Origin of the sequence: Pseudomonas moraviensis, assembly GCF_900105805.1 — a bacterium.
In the GTDB taxonomy this organism is placed as follows: Bacteria; Pseudomonadota; Gammaproteobacteria; order Pseudomonadales; family Pseudomonadaceae; genus Aquipseudomonas; species Aquipseudomonas moraviensis_A.
This window is the reverse complement of record NZ_LT629788.1, coordinates 2,424,897-2,441,791: the sequence shown is the minus strand read 5'-3', so window position 1 is coordinate 2,441,791 and position 16,895 is coordinate 2,424,897. Positions and strand designations below refer to the sequence as shown.

The following is a 16,895-nucleotide window of genomic DNA, read 5'->3' as shown; positions in this document are numbered from 1 at the left end:
CGCAGTTGACCCACCTTCGTCTGCTTTCGAGGCCCTTTGCATGGATAACCGCGACGCTTCCATCCTCCACGACACGGCGGTCTACCGCGCCGAACTGGTGCGCTTGCTGACCCAGCGCTTCGACGCGCCGGGCACCTACGAAACGGCGATTGCGCCGCTGCACGTGATCCGTCTCGATGGGCCGTCCGAGCTGATCCATGTCGTGCACCGTCCGGCGCTGTGCCTGATTGTGCAGGGGCGCAAGGAAGTCGGGCTGGGCGACGAACGTTTCCTGTATGACCCGCTGAATTATCTGGTGGTGTCGGTGACGTTGCCGGTATCGGGCCGGGTGATCGAAGCCTCGCCCGAGGCACCGTATTTTTGCGTCCGCCTGGATTTCGACCCTGCACAACTGACGCAACTGATCGCCGAATCGCCGCCGACCGGGGTGCCGCAGGAAGCCGGGCGCGGCATGTTTCTCGACAAGATCGACGTGACCCTGCTCGACACCATGCTGCGTCTGGTGCGCCTGCTGGATAACCCGCGCGACATCGGCATGCTCGCGCCAATGGCGTTGCGTGAGCTGTATTACCGCCTGCTGCGTGGCCAGCACGGTCATCTGCTGTATGAAATCGCGGTCAGCGATTCGCAGACCCACCGGGTCACCCGAGCCATCGACTGGCTGAACAGGAATTTCACCGAGCCGCTGCGCATCGACGCCTTGGCGCAGGTGGCCAACCTGAGCAATTCGGCGCTGCACCATCGCTTCAAAGCCGTCACCGCGATGAGCCCGCTGCAGTATCAAAAACAGCTGCGCCTGCAAGAGGCGCGTCGGCTGATCATCAACGAAGGGCTGGACGTCTCGAGCGCCTGCTACCGCGTCGGCTACGAAAGTGCCTCGCAATTCAGCCGCGAATACAACCGCCAGTTCGGCTGCCCGCCATCGAAAGAACTCAGCCGCCTGCGCCAGACCGGTTGACGGCCTGACGCGCTGTTTAACGCGCGGGTTCCGCCCACTCGTCACGAAACCCCAGGAGAAAATCCACAAATGCCCGCACCCGCTGTGGGACATAGCGGCCGTGCGGGTAGAGCAGGGTATACGGCCGCGAACGGCCGGTGTACGGCTGCAGCACTTCAATCAGGCGGCCATCCGCCAGTTCCTGTTCGACGATGAAGCGGTACGTCTGAAACAGTCCGGCGCCGTGCCTGGCCAGCGTCACACCGCCGAGCACATCGTCGGAGCAGGAGTAGCCGCCGTCGGAAATCACTTCCCGGTCCCGGCCGTTTTCCTTAAACAGCCAGGAAATTCGTCGGCCACTGCTGGGCAGTTCGAACTGGATGCACTCATGCTCGATCAGATCGTCGAGGGTTTGCGGCGTGCCGGCTCTCTGCAGATATTCAGGGGAGGCGACCACCACCAGGCTGGCGTCTTCCAGCAGGCGAGCGATCAGGGTCGAGTCCGGTTGCGCGCGTACGCGTATCGCCAGGTCGTAGCCTTCATCGACGAAGTCGATATTGCGATTGCCCAAGTGCACGTCCACCGTAACCTCGGGGTACAACGCCCGAAACTTCGGCAGCAGCGGCAGGATGCGGTGATGCCCGTAAGTGGTTGGCAGGCTGATGCGCAGTCGCCCCGACGGCGAAGTCTGCGCGCCCATGACTTCCTGCTGCGCTTCGACCAGTTGCGTCAGGGCCTGGCTGCATTGTTCGAAGAAGCTGCGGCCGGCGTCGGTGAGGCGGATGCTGCGCGTGGTGCGTGCGAACAGGCGTGAACCCAGGCGTTGCTCCAGACGCAGAATCGACCGGCTGACAGCCGCAGGCGTGACCCCGGCCAGTTGCGCGGCGGCGGTGAAGCTACCGGCTTCGGCAGCCAGGCAGAACAGTTCGATACTGCCTAATTGCAAGTCTTCAAAATGGCGTTTCATTGTGGCTCGCACCGAAGATCGACGGACGTTCATCCTCTGTGTACCACAACCCACGACGCCGCCGGTATCCACCGGCGGCGTTGCAGGGGATTCGATCAATGGCCGGCGCTCTGGCCACCGTCGACATGCAGGATTTCGCCAGTGACGAACTTCGCGCTGTCGAGGTAGAGGATCGCTTGCACGATGTCGTCGATTTCCCCCATATGGCCGACCGGGTGCAGGCTGCCCAGCGCCTGATGGGTTTCCTCGGCGTGCATCGGCGTCTTGATGATGCCCGGCGACACCGCGTTGACCCGAATGCCGCGCTTGGCGTACTCGATAGCCAGGGATTTGGTCGCCGCGTTGATGCCGCCCTTGGTCAGCGATGCCAATACCGAAGGCACGCCATCAACCGCATGATCGACCAGACTGGTGGTCACGCTGACGACGTGGCCGCTGCCGTGCTTTTCCATCTCGCCGATGGCCAGTTGCGAGATATGAAAGAAGCCACTCATGTTGGTCGCCACGACTTGGGCGTAGTCCGCCTGGCTGTAAGCGGTGAACGGCTTGGCCAGAAAGATCCCGGCATTGTTGACCAGCGTATCGACGCGACCGAACCGGGCCACTGCGGCGCGAATCACTCGCTCAGCGGTTTGTGGATCGGCGATGTCACCGGCGACGGCCAGAATATCCGGGTCGCTCGATTCTTTGATCGAACGCGAGGTCGCGACCACTTGATGGCCAAGGGCGCGAAAGCCTTCGACCAGACCTGCGCCAATGCCTTGCGAGGCGCCGGTGATGACAACTACTTTTTTCGATGTGCTCATGATGGTTTCCTCTGTCGCTTGCCCGTCGGGATGGCGGGTGGCTGTTGGAGAGGACTTTAGAAAGTTGCGAGGAGTTGATAAATGGGGGCGCGGGTACTTCATTTGTACTTCGGTGTATCTAATCAGGGTGCGTTTGTAGGAGTGAGCCTGCTCGCGATGGCGTCATTTCAATCGATAGCAATGTTGGCTGACATGACGCTATCGCGAGCAGGCTCACTCCTACAGGGGGCATCTTTCGATTGTCCTGTTCAGGTGGACGGTGAAACGCTTTTCAGCCGATTTATCCCTTTGCTGTGCGTCAGTAATCTGTACCCAACTTGAACGCAACAACAAAACTTCAAACTTGAAAAGGGACGTACACCATGACCACTCCAACCTACAACCGCCTGAACAAAGACGACGCTATCGTGCTGCTGGTTGACCACCAGACCGGTCTGATCTCGCTGGTGCAGGATTTCTCGCCGAACGAGTTCAAGAACAACGTGCTGGCGCTGGCGGATCTGGCGAAGTTCTTCGACCTGCCGACGATCCTCACCACCAGCTTCGAACAAGGTCCGAACGGCCCGCTGGTACCGGAACTGAAAGAGATGTTCCCGGATGCGCCGTACATCGCTCGCCCTGGTCAGATCAATGCCTGGGACAACGAAGACTTCGTCAAGGCGATCAAAGCCACCGGGCGCAAGCAGATCATCATTGCCGGTGTGGTCACGGATGTATGCGTAGCGTTCCCGACCCTGTCGGCGCTGGCGGAAGGTTTTGATGTGTTTGTGGTGACTGACGCGTCCGGCACCTTCAACACCACCGTGCAGCAAGCCGCGTGGAGCCGCATGACCCAGGCCGGCGCACAGATGATGAACTGGTTCTCGGTGGCCTGTGAGCTGCACCGCGACTGGCGCAACGACATTGAAGGTCTGGGTAACCTGCTGTCGCAGCGCATCCCCAACTACCGCAACCTGATGAACAGCTACTCGGCGCTGACGCAGCAGAAGTAAGCCTTCAACCCACCGCAAAAGCCTGCCTCGAAAGCAGGCTTTTTTGTGCTCGTGAATTTGAAACGCGGTCACTGTAGGAGTGAGCCTGCTCGCGATTGCATCCACACATTCAACATCTTCATTGACTGGTGTACCGCTATCGCGAGCAGGCTCACTCCTACAGGAAAACACCTTCAGCTGTGGGAGCGAGCCTGCTCGCGAAGACGGCGGCACAGTCACCCGAGCAATTCGCTGATCCACTGCACCTCTTGCTTCAACGCGCGGATTTTGTCCTGCGGCAACACCTGTTGCGCTCTCGTAAACTGCCCCAACGTCTTCTGCCGCTGATTCAGCCTGCGTCGCCACTTTTGCACAAAGGCAGAGCTTTGCGTCTGCAGATGCAGCGGTCCGAAAAACAATTCCCGGGCATCGTAAGTCACCGGCTCAGAGGCTCGTTCGGCAACGATGATTTCGTAGTCGAAGCGGTTCTCGTGCAGTACCTCTTCACAGATGATCCGGTACCCGTTGTCCATCAGCCACCGGCGCAACGCCTGCTCGCCGCCGTTGGGCTGCAGGATCAGCCGTTCGTTGCCATTAAGGTGGGATTTGCCGCCATCGAAAATATCGCGAATGGTTTCGCCGCCCATACCACATAGGGTGATAGCGCTGATCGCATCGTCAGCTCTGATCGCCGCCAGGCCATCGGCCAGGCGCACGCTGATCTGGCCGTGCAGGTCGTTGTCATTGACGGTGCGCTGCGCCGCGTGGAATGGCGTCAAAGCGACCTCGCCAGCCACCGCCGTTGCAATCAGGCCTCGACGCATCAGGGCTACCGGCAGATAAGCGTGGTCGGAGCCGATATCGGCCAGCCGTGCACCGAGCGGCACGTGGGCGGCGACGCGTTCGAGGCGCATGGACAATGTCTGTTGGTTCAACGGCGACCCCTGTTCACCCGACGGTGGAAAAAGGGGTGCGACTCTGGCGAGCAACGCTGGCGCTGTCAAATCGCGCCGATGGAATTCCTCGAGCCATCGGCAGCACAGCGCTGCCGATGGCGGCTTGCGCTTAGCCGGCGAGGGTTGCGTTGTCGATGACGAAGCGATATTTCACATCGCCCTTGAGCATGCGCTCGTAGGACTCGTTGATCTGGTCGGCGCGGATCAGTTCGATGTCGGAAACGATGCCGTGCTCGGCGCAGAAATCCAGCATTTCCTGGGTTTCAGGAATGCCGCCGATCATCGAACCGGCGATGGTGCGGCGCTTCATGATCAGGTTGAACACATTGGGCGATGGGTGCGGCGAGGCGGGCGCACCGACCAGGGTCAAGGCGCCGTCGCGCTTGAGCAGGACGAGGAAGGCGTCGAGATCGTGCGGCGCGGCGACGGTATTAAGGATCATGTCGAAGCTCTTGGCGTGTGCCGCCATTTCCTCGCCATTGCGCGACACCACCACTTCGTCCGCGCCCAGCGCCTTGGCCGCTTCGCGCTTGGATTCGGAAGTGGTGAACGCGACAACATGGGCGCCCATGGCGTGAGCCAGTTTGATGCCCATGTGACCAAGGCCACCGATGCCGACCACGCCGACTTTCTTGCCGGGGCCGGCGTTCCACTGACGCAGCGGCGAGTACGTGGTGATGCCGGCGCAGAGTAGCGGCGCGACGGCGGCCAGTTGCGCCTCGGGATGACGGATGCGCAATACATAGCGCTCGTGCACGACGATGTTCTGCGAGTAACCGCCGAGGGTCCAGCCCGGTGCGTCCGGGGTCGGAAAGTTGTAGGTGCCGATCATGCCGTCGCAGTAGTTTTCCAGACCGGACTCGCAGTCAGCGCAGTGTTTGCAGCTGTCGACAATGCAACCGACACCGACCAGATCGCCGACCTTGTAGTCTTTGACGTGATCGCCAACCGCCGAGACGCGGCCGACGATTTCGTGGCCGGGCACGCAGGGGAATTGCGTGCCAGCCCATTCCGCGCGCACCTGGTGCAGGTCGGAATGGCAGATGCCGCAGAAGGCGATATCGATCTGCACGTCATGCGCCGCCGGCGCGCGGCGGTTGATCTGCATGGGCTCAAGGGGTTGGTCGCCAGCGTGGGCGCCGTAGGCTTGTACAAGCATGAAAGCATCCTCCATGGTTGGTTCGGGCGCTCATTGTTGCGCCCGGGTCCGAACGCGAAGTAGTGCATTTCTGTGAAATGCTTGCCTGATTCTGCCGTTGACTGCAGGACCGAAAGGCAGCCGTATGGCGACGGCTGCCTGTTCAGGCTCAACGCGGATTGGGCTGATCGTCCATCTCGGCGTTATCGGTTTCCTGACGTACGCGCTCCGGATCCAAGCCGGTACTGTCATCATCCAGCGGGATTTCGCCTTCGTTGTCGGGCAGTTCGTCGATGCCGCGCTCCTTCATCGGATCGACCTCGGTGCGCCCTGGACTCAGCGGATCCGGGGTGGTTGGGAGCGGATCGTCACCTTGCTTGCCTTGATCATTATTCATCTCACACCTCGCTATGGCCGTTTTGTACGGCGTGTGCAGGTTGGAGGTGCGGGCGATTTTCACCGTTCGATTTTTTTGCCTGCCAGTGGTCGCCTCGCAAAAAAAGCGGAATTTCTCCGGCGCGTGCGGTTCCATACAGCAACAAGCCAGAGGCGAGGAGGCAATGATGAGCAGCTCATTCAAGGTCGGTGACGCGGTGCGCTGGAATTCCGAGGCCGGCGAGATTCACGGCAAAGTGGTCAAGGTGCACACCCGTGACACCGAGTTCATGGGCCGCCACCGCCCGGCCTCGAAAGACGCCCCGCAGTACGAGGTCAAGAGCGACAAGACCGGCCACTTGGCCATGCATCACGGCGACGCGCTGAAGCACGCTTAGAAACGTGCCAGTCGGTAGGCGTCGGCATTCGGCAACTCGCCGGCCGCGCCTGAGACCATCTGCCCGATCATCTCCGCCGTCACCGCCGCCTGCGTCAGTCCCAGATGCTGATGACCGAAGGCAAGCAGGACCTTGCCGGCGCAGACCTGATCGATCACCGGCAGCGAATCCGGTAGCGACGGGCGAAAGCCCATCCACGGTGTTGCGCCATCAGCGTTCAGGTCATGGCGAAACAGACCTTGGCTCAAGCGCTGCAACTGCCAGGCGCGCGCCATGTTGGCTGGTCGCGCCAGTCCGGCGAACTCGACCGTGCCGGCCAGGCGCAGGCCTTCGCGCATCGGCGTCATGATGAACTTGCGTTCCAGCGAGGTGACGGGGAAGGGCAGGCGATTATGCTCGTGCGGCAGCATCAGGTGATAGCCGCGTTCAGTGTCCAGCGGCACCTGTTTGCCGGTCAGCGCGGCGGTGAGTTTCGCCGAATGCGCACCGCAGGCGAGCAGTACGCGGCGCGCCGTTACACCACCATTGCCGGTCACCAACAAAACACCGTTTTCCTGCACGTAGCCGCCCTGAACCTGCTGCCGGAGAAAACTCACGCCGCTGCTGCGAGCCGCCTCGACCAGTGCGCACACCACCCGATACGGGTCGAGGAAATGCCCGGTATGCGGGAAAAACAGTCCGCCCTGAAGCTGCTCGCTGAGCTGCGGCGCCGTCTCGCGGATCGCCCCGGCCTGCCAGTAATCCACCGGCACTTGCTGCTGCTTCAGGCGAGTCTGCAAGGCTTCGATGGCCTGCCGGGATTCAGGTTTTTCAAAGACCAGTAAGGATCCGTCAATTTTCAGCAGATCCGTGCGCTGGATATCTCCGAGCAAGCGTTGCCACGCGTCGAGGCTGCTTTCGTTGAGCGCCCGCAAACCTGCGACGGTTTGCTGGAACGGTTCGGGTCGCAGGTTCAGCAACAATCGGGTAAACCACGGCAGGGCGCGCGGCAGGTACTTCCAGTCCAGACGCAGCGGCCCCATCGGGTCCATCAACATGGCCGGCAAGCGCTTGAGGATCGACACGTCAGCGATCGGAAACACCTGTTCGGTCGCCAGATGCCCGGCGTTGCCGAACGAAGCGCCATGGCCCGGTTCCTGCTGATCGATGACCACCACGCGCAGGCCCCGGCGCGCCAGACGCACTGCGCAAGCGACGCCGATGATCCCCGCGCCGACCACGGCGATGTCGTGCGAAGGATTATTCGCCATGGCGTGTCGTTTCCCGTTGACCATCGAGCAGCCGCCGCAGGTGCAGCGGGTTGGCCTGTTGCAGCGCCGTCGGCAGCAGGCTGTCGGGGAAATCCTGATAGCACACCGGCCGCAGGAAACGCAGGATCGCCGCAGTGCCCACCGAGGTGCTGCGCGCATCCGAGGTCGCCGGGTAAGGCCCGCCATGCACCATCGCCTCGCAGACTTCCACGCCGGTCGGCCAGCCATTGACCAGCAGGCGCCCGGCCTTGCGCTCCAGGGTTGGCAGCAACGCGCGCGCCAGTGCAAGGTCGGCGTCGTCCACGTGCAGGGTCGCGGTCAGTTGGCCTTCGAGGTGTGCGCAGACCTCACGGATTTCTTCGTCGCTGCTGCATTGCACGATCAGCGATGCAGCGCCGAACACCTCATCCTGCAAACGTTGATCGGCAAGAAAATCCGCCGCCTCGGTGCTGAACACCTGTGCCTGACATTGATTCGGGCCGTTGCCGATCTCTCCAGCCGCCACGGCGCGTGCACGGGGATTGTCTCGCAACGCCGTCACGCCTGCTTGGTAAGCGCTGAAGATGCCGGGCGTCAGCATGGTTTGCACCGGACTGCTTGCGATCAGCTTCGCAACGGCGCCGAGAAACCTGTCGAGCGCCGGACCTCTGCGGGCAATCAGCAACCCTGGGTTGGTGCAGAACTGCCCGGCGCCCAGTGTCAGCGACGCGACAAATCCTTCGGCCAACGCCTGCCCCCGATTTTCCAGAGCAGCGGGGAACAGCAACACCGGGTTGATCGAGCTCATTTCCGCATACACCGGAATCGGCTCCGGCCGCGCCTGCGCGGCTTTCATCAAGGCCAGACCGCCAGTGCGTGAACCGGTGAAACCAGCGGCTTTGATGCGCCAGTCGCTGACCAGTGCAATACCCACTTCGTAGCCCGAATCGAACAACAACGAAAACACGCCTTCGGGCAAATTGCAGGCCTTGACCGCTTGCGCCACCGCGCGGCCGACCAGTTCGCCGGTGCCGGGATGCGCACTGTGCGCTTTGACGATCACCGGGCAACCGGCCGCCAGTGCCGCAGCGGTATCGCCGCCGGCGACGGAAAATGCCAGCGGGAAGTTGCTCGCACCAAACACCGCGACCGGCCCCAGGGCAATCTGCCGCTGGCGCAGGTCCGAACGCGGCAGCGGTTGGCGTTGCGGTTGCGCAGTGTCGACGCGCACGTCCAGCCATTCACCGGCGCGCACCGTGCGGGCGAACAGGCGCAATTGCGAGCAGGTGCGGCCGCGTTCGCCCTGGAGGCGTGCACGGGGCAAACCGGTTTCGGCGTGGGCACGTTCGATCAGTTCATCGCCGAGTTTTTCGATGTGCTCGGCAATCCTTTCGAGAAATTCGCCACGGGCGCTCAGACTGGTTTCGCGATATTCGTCTTGTGCTGCCCAGGCCAGGGCGCAGGCCTGTTCCACCTGCTCGGCCGACGCGCCGGCGTACTCAGGTTCAAGTGCCTGGTTGGTCGCCGGATTGATCCCGCGAAAGGCGGGACGATTGCCCGCCACAGACTGTTGGCCGATCAGCATGTTGCCCGTCAGAGTCATGGTGTCTTCCTGTGAAATGAGCGAGGCCTGCCGCGAGTCGTGACGATCCGCGGCAGGTGGCGGTCAGGCGAAGTTCTGCTCGGCCGACCAGTTTTCGTACCAGTGACGGAACAGCGAATACTGCTTCTCGGCGTAGCGGCGTTGCGAGTCGCTCAGCACATCGGTTTCGTTGAAGTGCAGGGTGTATTGCTTGTCGCCGTTGAGCACCATCAGGTGTTTGTAATACAGCACCAGATCACAGCCTTCGTCGAACGACGACAGCACCGCCAGCGCCGATTCCAACTCGCCCGCCTGGCGCCGGGCCTTGGCATCGCCCTGCGCCGCCTGCTTGCTCAGCGCCACCAGTTGCAGCACTTCGCGGGGCAGGGCGTTGCCGATGCCGGTGATGGCGCCGGTGGCGTTGCAGTTGACGAAACCGTGGACGACTTGCGTATCGACGCCGACCATCAACGTCACGTCATCGTCCTTGGAGGTGATGTTCTCGGCTGCATAGCGTAGGTCCGCGCCGCCGCCGAACTCCTTGAAGCCGATCAGGTTCGGGTATTCTCGACGCAGTTCGAAAAACAGCTCGGCGCGGGTGGCGAAGCCGTAGTAAGGACTGTTGTAGATCACCGCCGGCAGATTCGGCGCGGCTTGCAGGATGGCAGCGAAGTGCGCCTTTTGCGCGGTCGCCGAGGCGCCACGGGACAGTACCCGCGGAATGACCATCAGGCCTTGCGCGCCGACTTTCGCCGCGTGCGCTGCGTGGGAAACCGCCTCACGGGAGTTCACCGCACCGGTGCCGACAATGGTCGGAACGCCGGCAGCGACCAGCCGTGCCACGCCTTCCTGGCGCTCGGCTTCGGTGAGCAGCGGCCAGTCGCCCATCGAGCCGCAATAGACCACGGCGCTCATGCCGATATCGATCAGCTCGCGACCCTTGGCCACCAGCGCATCGAAGTCCGGTTTGCGCTGGGCGGTGCACGGGGTCATCAGGGCCGGCATGCAACCGGTGAAGATGTTGTCGCTCATGGTTCAACTCCTTGGCATTGCGTTTGATTCGGGGTGGAAAATCGGCGTGGCGGCTCAGATGCCCCACGCGAACGGGTCGCTGTCGTCGATCAGCAGGGTGCTGTCGGCGGTCATGTAGGCGCGGCCGGTAATGAATGGGCGAATGCGCTCGCCCTCCCATTCGAAACGGCCTTCGAACTGGCTGCCAGTAATGCTCGCCTGAATCCACGGCGCGCCGGGTTGCAATTTGTCGTCGGCGGCCAGGCAGGCGAGTTTGGCGCTGGTGCCGGTGCCGCACGGTGAGCGGTCGTAGGCTTTGCCGGGGCACATGACGAAGTTGCGGCTGTCGGCCTGATCGTCATCGGCGAACAGTTCGATGTGGTCGATGACCGCGCCGTCTTCGCCAAAGATGCCCTGATCTTCCAGCGCTTTGAGCATCGCCCAGGTGTACGCCGTAAGGTGTTCGACGTTGTCCATGGTCAGTGTCTGGCCATGCTCGGAAACCAGGAAAAACCAGTTGCCGCCATAGGCGATATCACCGAGCACGCGACCAAAACCGGGCACATCCACCGGCACCTGTTTGCGGTACCGGTAAGCGGGCACGTTGCCCAGCGTGACCGAGCCGTCGTCGTGCAGCGTCGCGCTGACTTGCCCCACCGGGGTGTCGATCTTGTGCACGCCCGGCTGGATTTTTCCCAGATGCTGCAACGAATTGATCAGGCCAATGGTGCCGTGGCCGCACATGCCCAGATATCCGGCATTGTTGAAGAAAATCACCCCGCAGGTGGCGTCCGCCGACACCGGCGGGCAATACAGCGCGCCGACCAGCACATCGTTACCGCGCGGTTCGAGCAGACATGCGCGCCGCCACTGATCGTGCTGGGTGCGCAGGGCATCGCGTTTCTCGGTCATGCTATTGCCGGACAGTTCAGGGAAGCCGCTCAGCACCAGGCGCGTCGGTTCGCCGCCGGTGTGGGAGTCAATGACGTGTACTCGTTTCATGAAGAGATCCCGTTGGATGATTTCAGTAGGCGCCGGCAGGGCGGGCGTTGACGGTGGGCGAGGGTGCAGGGCTTTCGCTTTCCTCGTCCTCGTCGTCCAGACGCAGCAGATGCGCCGGCACACCGGTCGCCGCGCCCCAGTAGTAAATGCCCGTGGCGCAAGCGGCGACGACGATCGTGTCGAATGGGTGAGCGAGGATGCCCAGGCCGCCGAAGGTGCCGAGTTTCGACAGCACGATGGTCACCGCGTAGAACGCGATCAGCCACGCCGATGAACGCACCTGACGCGCCAGACTCAGGTACGCCGTCGGCACGAAACGGCCGCAGAGCAGGTAGATGACAAACATCAGGATTTGCAGGCCGAGCAGCCACGACACGGTGTTCCAGCCCGACCAGTAGACGATCAGCGCGGCGATGATGAACGACACCGGCCCGAGCAGGCCCATGCTCTTGACCCGGAACGGGCGCGGCATGTCCGGCGCATTGCGACGCAGCGCAGCGACCGACACGGGCGCTACCGCATAGCTCAACACCAGCGCCGCGGAGACCACGTTGATCAGCGCTTCCCACGATGGAAACGGCAGGGTCCAGAACACCGACAGGGCGAAGGTCAGCCACAGCGCCGGACGCGGAATGCCGGACTTTTCATCGATGTGGGTGAAGACCTTGAAGAAGGTACCGGTTTGCGCCCAGCCGTAGATCACTCGCGGGGTGGCGTTCATGTAGATGTTGCCGCAGCCGCTCGGCGAGATCACCGCATCGGCGACCACCAGCCAGGCCAGCCAGCCAACACCGAGCGCCAGGGCGATGTCGCGATAAGGCAGGGCGAACTCCTTGCTGATGCCCGCCCAGCCGTTGGCGAGCATTTCCGTGGGAATGCTGCCGAGAAAGGCCATTTGCAGCAGCACGTAGATCAGGGTCGACAGCAGCACCGAGAGAATCAGTGCGATGGGAATGGTGCGCTGTGGATTCTTCACTTCGCTGGCCACGGAAATGATCGGCGTCAGGCCCAGGTAGGCAAAGATGATCCCGCCAGCGGAGACGGCCATTTCCACGCCAGACAGTCCGAATGGAGCGAATCCCTGAACCTGGAAATTCTCCGGTCTGAAGAAGGTGAACAGCACGCCGATCACCAGCAGCGGCACGATGAATTTGAACACGCTGACCAGATTGTTGGCCTTGGCGAAGGTCTTCACGCTGCGGTAGTTGAGCAGGAAAAACACGCAGAGCAGGCCGAACTGCACCAGCCAGCCGAGGATTGTCGGGTCGCCGCTGCCAGCCTTGGTCAGGCCGGGAAACCACGCTGCCGCGTATTGGCGCGAGGCAACCACTTCAATCGCCACCAAGCTGGAAAACGCAATCAGCGTGATGAAGCCCATCAGGTAGCCGAGCAGCGGCCCGTGGGAGTAAACCGGGTAGCGCACCACGCCGCCGGCACGGGGCAATGCGGCGCCCAGTTCGCAGTAGACGATGCCCAACAGCAACACGGCGAAACCGCCCAGCAACCAGGAGAAGATCCCCGCCGGACCGGCGATCGCCGAGACATGGCTGGCGGCGAACAACCAGCCGGAACCGAAGATTGCTCCGAGTCCGATAAAGGTGAGGTCGATCAATGAAAGCTGTTTTTTGAACTTGCCTTGGCCTGACATGGCATCGCCTTCTTGTGAGTTATTGGATAGGCAGTTGTGTCACGGGGGACGACCAGACTTTGCACCGGTCGACGGCGGCGGCGATTGATGTTTTTGCCGGTATCGATGACGAATTCAGCACAATGGCGCCAATGAATGCGCGGCCTCGACAGGGCCGCAACGTTGCTGCAATCTGCTCGCGAACGGCTTTTCTGGCGGTTCATTTCGAGGAGGAAATCTTTGATGCAGTCTGCGTTTTCGATCCTGTGCCAGAGCACTGACGGCTTGCGTCCGCAGACGCTGGAAGAGATGGTCGCCGCTGGCGCGCAGCTGTTGCCGATACTCGATGTGATCCCCAATGCGGCGATCTTCATCAAGGACCTGCAAGCGCGCTATGTGCTGGCCAATCGCACGCTGGTGCAGCGTTGTGGCTTGAAGGATCTGCACCCGTTGCTCGGCAAGACCAGTGCGCAGGTGTTCCCGGCGCAGTTGGGCCCGGGGTACACCGAGCAGGATCGCAAGGTGCTGGAGGAAGGTTTTGTGCTGGAAGATCAGCTCGAACTGCACCTGTACGGCAGTCGCGAACCGGGCTGGTGCCTGACCCACAAACGACCCATCTACGATCGCGAAGGGCTGATCATCGGCCTGGTGGGGATCTCGGTGGATTTGCAGTCAGCCAGCGAAACCCACCCGGGGTTCGAGCGCCTGGCGGCTGTAGACGAATACATTCGTGGCAACTTCCATCGGCGGGTGACGCTGGCTGAACTGACGCGGATCGCCGGGATTTCCGTGGCGCAACTGGAGCGCTACTGCAAGCGGGTTTTTCACCTGACGCCACGGCAGATGATTCAGAAAGTCCGCCTGGAACACGCGCATCGCTTGTTGCACAGCGACTTGCCGATCACTGAGGTTGCGCTGCAATGCGGTTATACCGATCACAGCGCTTTTACCCGCCAGTTCAAGGCCTCGACCGGGTTTACCCCGCGCGAATTCCGTCAGGCGACCGGGCATTAGACCAACACCGTCAGCCAGGCCGAGAGCAGCAGGAGAAAGGCCAGTGCCGCGTTCATCCGCTTGAATGCCTGCGGTGAACCGAGCAGCCGTGCGCTGCCGACGCCGAGCAACGCCCACAGTGTCATGCACGGCAACGACACCAGCAGAAACGCCAGTGACAACACCAGCAGGCGCAACGTCTTGTCGCCGCCGCCTACAAATACGCTGACCACGGCCACCGCCATCATCCACACCTTGGGATTGACCAGTTGCAGCAGCGCCGCGCCGAATACGCTCAAGCCTTGTTCTTGTGGCGCATTCGGGTCCAGCGACGGCGGCGGACTGCGAAAGATCTGCCACGCCAGCCAGCTCAACCAGAGCAGACCCGCCCAGGCCATCGCTTGCTGCACACGAGGAAAGCGCAACAGGGTTTCGCCAGCGCCCAGCCCGACCACCAGGACGATCAACGCCGCCGCCCCACAGGCGCCAAAAATGATCGGCAACGTCGCGATCAGCCCACGTCGAGAGCTGTGGCTCAACACCAGAATATTGGTCGGCCCCGGCGTGATCGAGGCGACGAAAGCAAACAGCAGAAAGGGCAGTAAAGAAGCCATGGTGCAGATTCCTGAAAGTCGAAACAGGACACCATGATCGTCAGGGGCGGAGCATCAGTCTGGAAGATTTGAGCAGCGTTTGCGGTAGTCCGCCGGGGTCAGTTGATAGGCGCGGCGGAACCAGCGCCCCAAGTGACTCTGGTCGGCAAAACCGAGCACGCTGGCGACCTGCGCCGGTGTCTCACCGCGTGCAAGCAATTGCCGCGCTTTGGCCAGTCGCAATTGGATCAGGTAAGCGTGGGGGGCCAGGCCGAAAGCGGCCTTGAACGCGCGGGTCAGGCGAAAGCGGTCCACGCCGCAGGCCTGCGCAAGATCATCGAGGCCGATGTCTTCATAGGTGTGGGCATGCAGATAGTCCCGCGCGACCTGTGCAACCAGTGGCAGGCGCGGATCGAAGGCCTGACGCTTGCGCCAGTCGAGGTGGCGGGTGAGGGACGCCAGCAGGCCATCGATGGCGGTCTGGCGGACGATGCGCAGGTCACCGTCGTGCAATGCGTGGAAGGCTTGCCCGATCGCAGTCGACAGGCGCGGGTCGTGGCTCAGCGTGTCGGCAAAGCCTGGCTGACTGTCGGCGGGCGCCTCTTCGAACAGCGCGTGCAGTTCACGCTCCAGCCAGCACGGATCGAGGTACAGCATCGAGTAGGTAAAGCCATCGTCGGTCGGTGCGTGGCCATCGTGGATTTCACCCGGTTCGAGCAGGAACACATGCCCCGGCGTGCTGCGATGACGCACACGGCGACAATTGAATTGCTGCACGCCTTGCTCGGTGACCCCGACGAGAAAGCTGTCATGCCAGTGCGGATCGTAGGCATGCCCACGGAAATGCGCACGAATCGACTCGATCCCGGTATCGACATCCTGGGACAGGGAGATCCAGTTGCGTTTGTCCATGGGAGTACTCCAGGGGCGGTTGAGCAGGGGCGTTTTTACAATACCGCGCGGGGGAGGAGAAGGTTTAGAAGATTTGTGCAAGTGAGGAGGGGGTTCGGTTCAGACAGGGTGTCTTGAATCGGGCGTTACCAGAAAATGCAGGCGAAAAAAAAACCGCCTTCGCGGGGCGGTTTTTTTGCAGGCCTCGGTTTGCGATCGAAGCCATGTGCTTCACCAGCCACCCTAACCAGGATTGCAATGGTATGGAGTTTTACCGTTCCTTGCAACGGTTGAACAGACGTTAGAAACAAGCGCGTCTTCAGCCCTGCTAAGAAATTCGTATGTTTATGTTTGTTGAAGTTAACTGGCAGAAATAACATTTAACAAAGGCGTACCGATGTTTGATGAATAACGGTGTGAGTGGCGTTTTTGTCTTGGGGTTTTCAGGTTAACATGGCCGCGCTCAACTGATAGAGCGGCTGAGAGGTTTGACCGGGGGCGCAAAAGGTTTTACGCCCTTCGACGCGGATTCGCACCCGTGCCGGAATGATGTCTCGAAGGGACTTCAACCGGCCGCCTCATCCGCCACCCTAACCAGTCGGCTGAAGGCACGCATGGTCCGGTAAGTTTGCTGGAGGTTTGGCCGCCAGCCTGGAGGCCAAAACGTATGAAGCTTTTGCTGCGTACGCTGAGCCTTGTATGGAGATTGTTGAAAGCCTTGCGCTTTTACGAGTTCCTGCGAGACCACTTTGACGACCTGAAATAAGGGTCGTCTGAGTGGGGAAAGACCCGTTTCGGTTTTGATCGATTCGGGTCTTTTTTTGCTTGCGTAAAGCTGTCAGAAATACGATTTGTCAGTCTTGCGCTATCGACGTTGTAGGGCGTTTCGCTTGAACACGTAAGCAGCAGCTTGTCGGGTGGGTAAACAATGGCCTTCCTTTCTTTAATCATTGATCGCGTCAATAACAACCATTAAGTCAATGAAGTTCTCATATCCGTGGCGCGGCGTAAGATCGGCTCCATACCCAACCACTGCACCTCGGAGCACATCATCATGAAACGCCAGACTATCCTCGGTATCGCTTTCTCGGTTTTTGCGCTGAATGCCTTCGCCGCCACTGAAACCGACCCGCTGTTCAGCGACGCGGTCGCCGCTACTCAAACCGACCGTCTGTTCAGCGACGCCGTAGCGGCCACCGAAACTGACCCGTTGTTCAGCGACGCCGTAGCTGCTACCGAAACCGATCCACTGTTCAGCGACGCAGTAGCCTCTGACGGTTCCGATCATCTGCAAGGCAATCGGGTCGCTGAAGGCGGTGCCGATCGCTTGCTAGAACGCCGCACTGCTTGAGCGCAACAATGAGCGTCGACAGCGAATGCCGCCTCAACTACGGGCGGCATTCGTATTACTCAAGCACA

General features: G+C 61.4%; 17 protein-coding genes. 5 read left to right on the top strand and 12 right to left on the bottom strand.

Annotated elements, in window-relative coordinates; translation table 11 throughout:
* Positions 1-40: 40 nt before the first annotated feature.
* Positions 41-958 (top strand): AraC family transcriptional regulator, encoded by a 918-nt coding sequence (locus BLU71_RS10985; RefSeq protein WP_064361978.1) that lies wholly within the window; start codon positions 41-43, stop codon positions 956-958.
* Positions 959-974: 16 nt separating this feature from the next.
* Here BLU71_RS10985 and BLU71_RS10980 read toward each other — a convergent pair whose 3' ends face one another.
* On the bottom strand, positions 975-1,904 hold the full coding sequence (locus BLU71_RS10980; RefSeq protein ID WP_083353074.1) for a LysR family transcriptional regulator: 930 nt from the start codon (positions 1,902-1,904) through the stop codon (positions 975-977).
* A 95-nt stretch (positions 1,905-1,999) separates the two neighbouring features.
* Positions 2,000-2,710 (bottom strand): SDR family NAD(P)-dependent oxidoreductase, encoded by a 711-nt coding sequence (locus tag BLU71_RS10975; protein WP_083353073.1) that lies wholly within the window; start codon positions 2,708-2,710, stop codon positions 2,000-2,002.
* Between the two features lie 362 nt (positions 2,711-3,072).
* On the opposite strand from BLU71_RS10975, the gene ycaC reads away from it, so the two are divergent.
* Positions 3,073-3,702: an isochorismate family cysteine hydrolase YcaC gene (gene ycaC, locus BLU71_RS10965; protein ID WP_016774235.1), complete on the top strand. Its 630-nt coding sequence runs from the start codon at positions 3,073-3,075 to the stop codon at positions 3,700-3,702.
* A gap of 215 nt (positions 3,703-3,917) precedes the next feature.
* Here ycaC and BLU71_RS10960 read toward each other — a convergent pair whose 3' ends face one another.
* From BLU71_RS10960 to BLU71_RS10950, 3 genes are all read right to left on the bottom strand, one after another.
* Positions 3,918-4,616 carry a tRNA (adenine(22)-N(1))-methyltransferase gene (locus BLU71_RS10960; RefSeq protein ID WP_328810048.1) on the bottom strand — a complete coding sequence of 233 codons (699 nt, stop codon included), beginning with the start codon at positions 4,614-4,616 and terminating at the stop codon, positions 3,918-3,920.
* Positions 4,617-4,746: 130 nt separating this feature from the next.
* Complete coding sequence (locus BLU71_RS10955) at positions 4,747-5,796, bottom strand: NAD(P)-dependent alcohol dehydrogenase (protein WP_083354330.1); 1,050 nt, start codon at positions 5,794-5,796, stop codon at positions 4,747-4,749.
* A gap of 148 nt (positions 5,797-5,944) precedes the next feature.
* Complete coding sequence (locus BLU71_RS10950; RefSeq protein WP_056784730.1) at positions 5,945-6,172, bottom strand: hypothetical protein; 228 nt, start codon at positions 6,170-6,172, stop codon at positions 5,945-5,947.
* Positions 6,173-6,338: 166 nt separating this feature from the next.
* Between BLU71_RS10950 and BLU71_RS10945 the strand changes: the two genes are divergently transcribed.
* The gene (locus BLU71_RS10945) at positions 6,339-6,548 is read left to right on the top strand and encodes a DUF2945 domain-containing protein (protein ID WP_051600414.1); all 210 of its coding nucleotides are present in this window, start codon (positions 6,339-6,341) and stop codon (positions 6,546-6,548) included.
* Here the strand turns inward: BLU71_RS10945 and BLU71_RS10940 are convergent.
* The 5 genes from BLU71_RS10940 to BLU71_RS10920 form a co-directional block, all read right to left on the bottom strand.
* Complete coding sequence (locus BLU71_RS10940; RefSeq protein WP_083353070.1) at positions 6,545-7,798, bottom strand: NAD(P)/FAD-dependent oxidoreductase; 1,254 nt, start codon at positions 7,796-7,798, stop codon at positions 6,545-6,547. The genes BLU71_RS10945 and BLU71_RS10940 overlap by 4 nt on opposite strands.
* Complete coding sequence (locus BLU71_RS10935) at positions 7,788-9,380, bottom strand: aldehyde dehydrogenase (NADP(+)) (protein WP_083353069.1); 1,593 nt, start codon at positions 9,378-9,380, stop codon at positions 7,788-7,790. Before BLU71_RS10935 ends, BLU71_RS10940 begins: the two co-directional genes overlap by 11 nt.
* A 63-nt stretch (positions 9,381-9,443) precedes the next feature.
* Complete coding sequence (locus BLU71_RS10930; protein ID WP_083353068.1) at positions 9,444-10,391, bottom strand: dihydrodipicolinate synthase family protein; 948 nt, start codon at positions 10,389-10,391, stop codon at positions 9,444-9,446.
* A 54-nt stretch (positions 10,392-10,445) separates the two neighbouring features.
* Positions 10,446-11,372 carry a 4-hydroxyproline epimerase gene (locus BLU71_RS10925; protein WP_083353067.1) on the bottom strand — a complete coding sequence of 309 codons (927 nt, stop codon included), beginning with the start codon at positions 11,370-11,372 and terminating at the stop codon, positions 10,446-10,448.
* Between the two features lie 22 nt (positions 11,373-11,394).
* Positions 11,395-13,020, bottom strand: coding sequence for an APC family permease (locus BLU71_RS10920; RefSeq protein WP_083353066.1), 1,626 nt, complete (start codon positions 13,018-13,020; stop codon positions 11,395-11,397).
* 222 nt (positions 13,021-13,242) lie between these two features.
* Between BLU71_RS10920 and BLU71_RS10915 the strand changes: the two genes are divergently transcribed.
* Positions 13,243-14,013 (top strand): AraC family transcriptional regulator, encoded by a 771-nt coding sequence (locus tag BLU71_RS10915; RefSeq protein WP_083353065.1) that lies wholly within the window; start codon positions 13,243-13,245, stop codon positions 14,011-14,013.
* On the opposite strand, the gene BLU71_RS10910 is transcribed toward BLU71_RS10915, so the two are convergent.
* Both BLU71_RS10910 and BLU71_RS10905 read right to left on the bottom strand, forming a co-directional pair.
* The gene (locus BLU71_RS10910; protein ID WP_083353064.1) at positions 14,010-14,606 is read right to left on the bottom strand and encodes a LysE family translocator; all 597 of its coding nucleotides are present in this window, start codon (positions 14,604-14,606) and stop codon (positions 14,010-14,012) included. The two genes, BLU71_RS10915 and BLU71_RS10910, sit on opposite strands and share 4 nt — an antisense overlap.
* Before the next feature lie 54 nt (positions 14,607-14,660).
* Positions 14,661-15,497, bottom strand: a complete 837-nt coding sequence (locus tag BLU71_RS10905; protein WP_042609595.1) for an AraC family transcriptional regulator — start codon at positions 15,495-15,497, stop codon at positions 14,661-14,663.
* A 1,033-nt stretch (positions 15,498-16,530) separates the two neighbouring features.
* On the opposite strand from BLU71_RS10905, the gene BLU71_RS10900 reads away from it, so the two are divergent.
* The gene (locus BLU71_RS10900) at positions 16,531-16,827 is read left to right on the top strand and encodes a hypothetical protein (protein WP_042609596.1); all 297 of its coding nucleotides are present in this window, start codon (positions 16,531-16,533) and stop codon (positions 16,825-16,827) included.
* The last annotated feature ends 68 nt before the right edge of the window (positions 16,828-16,895 follow it).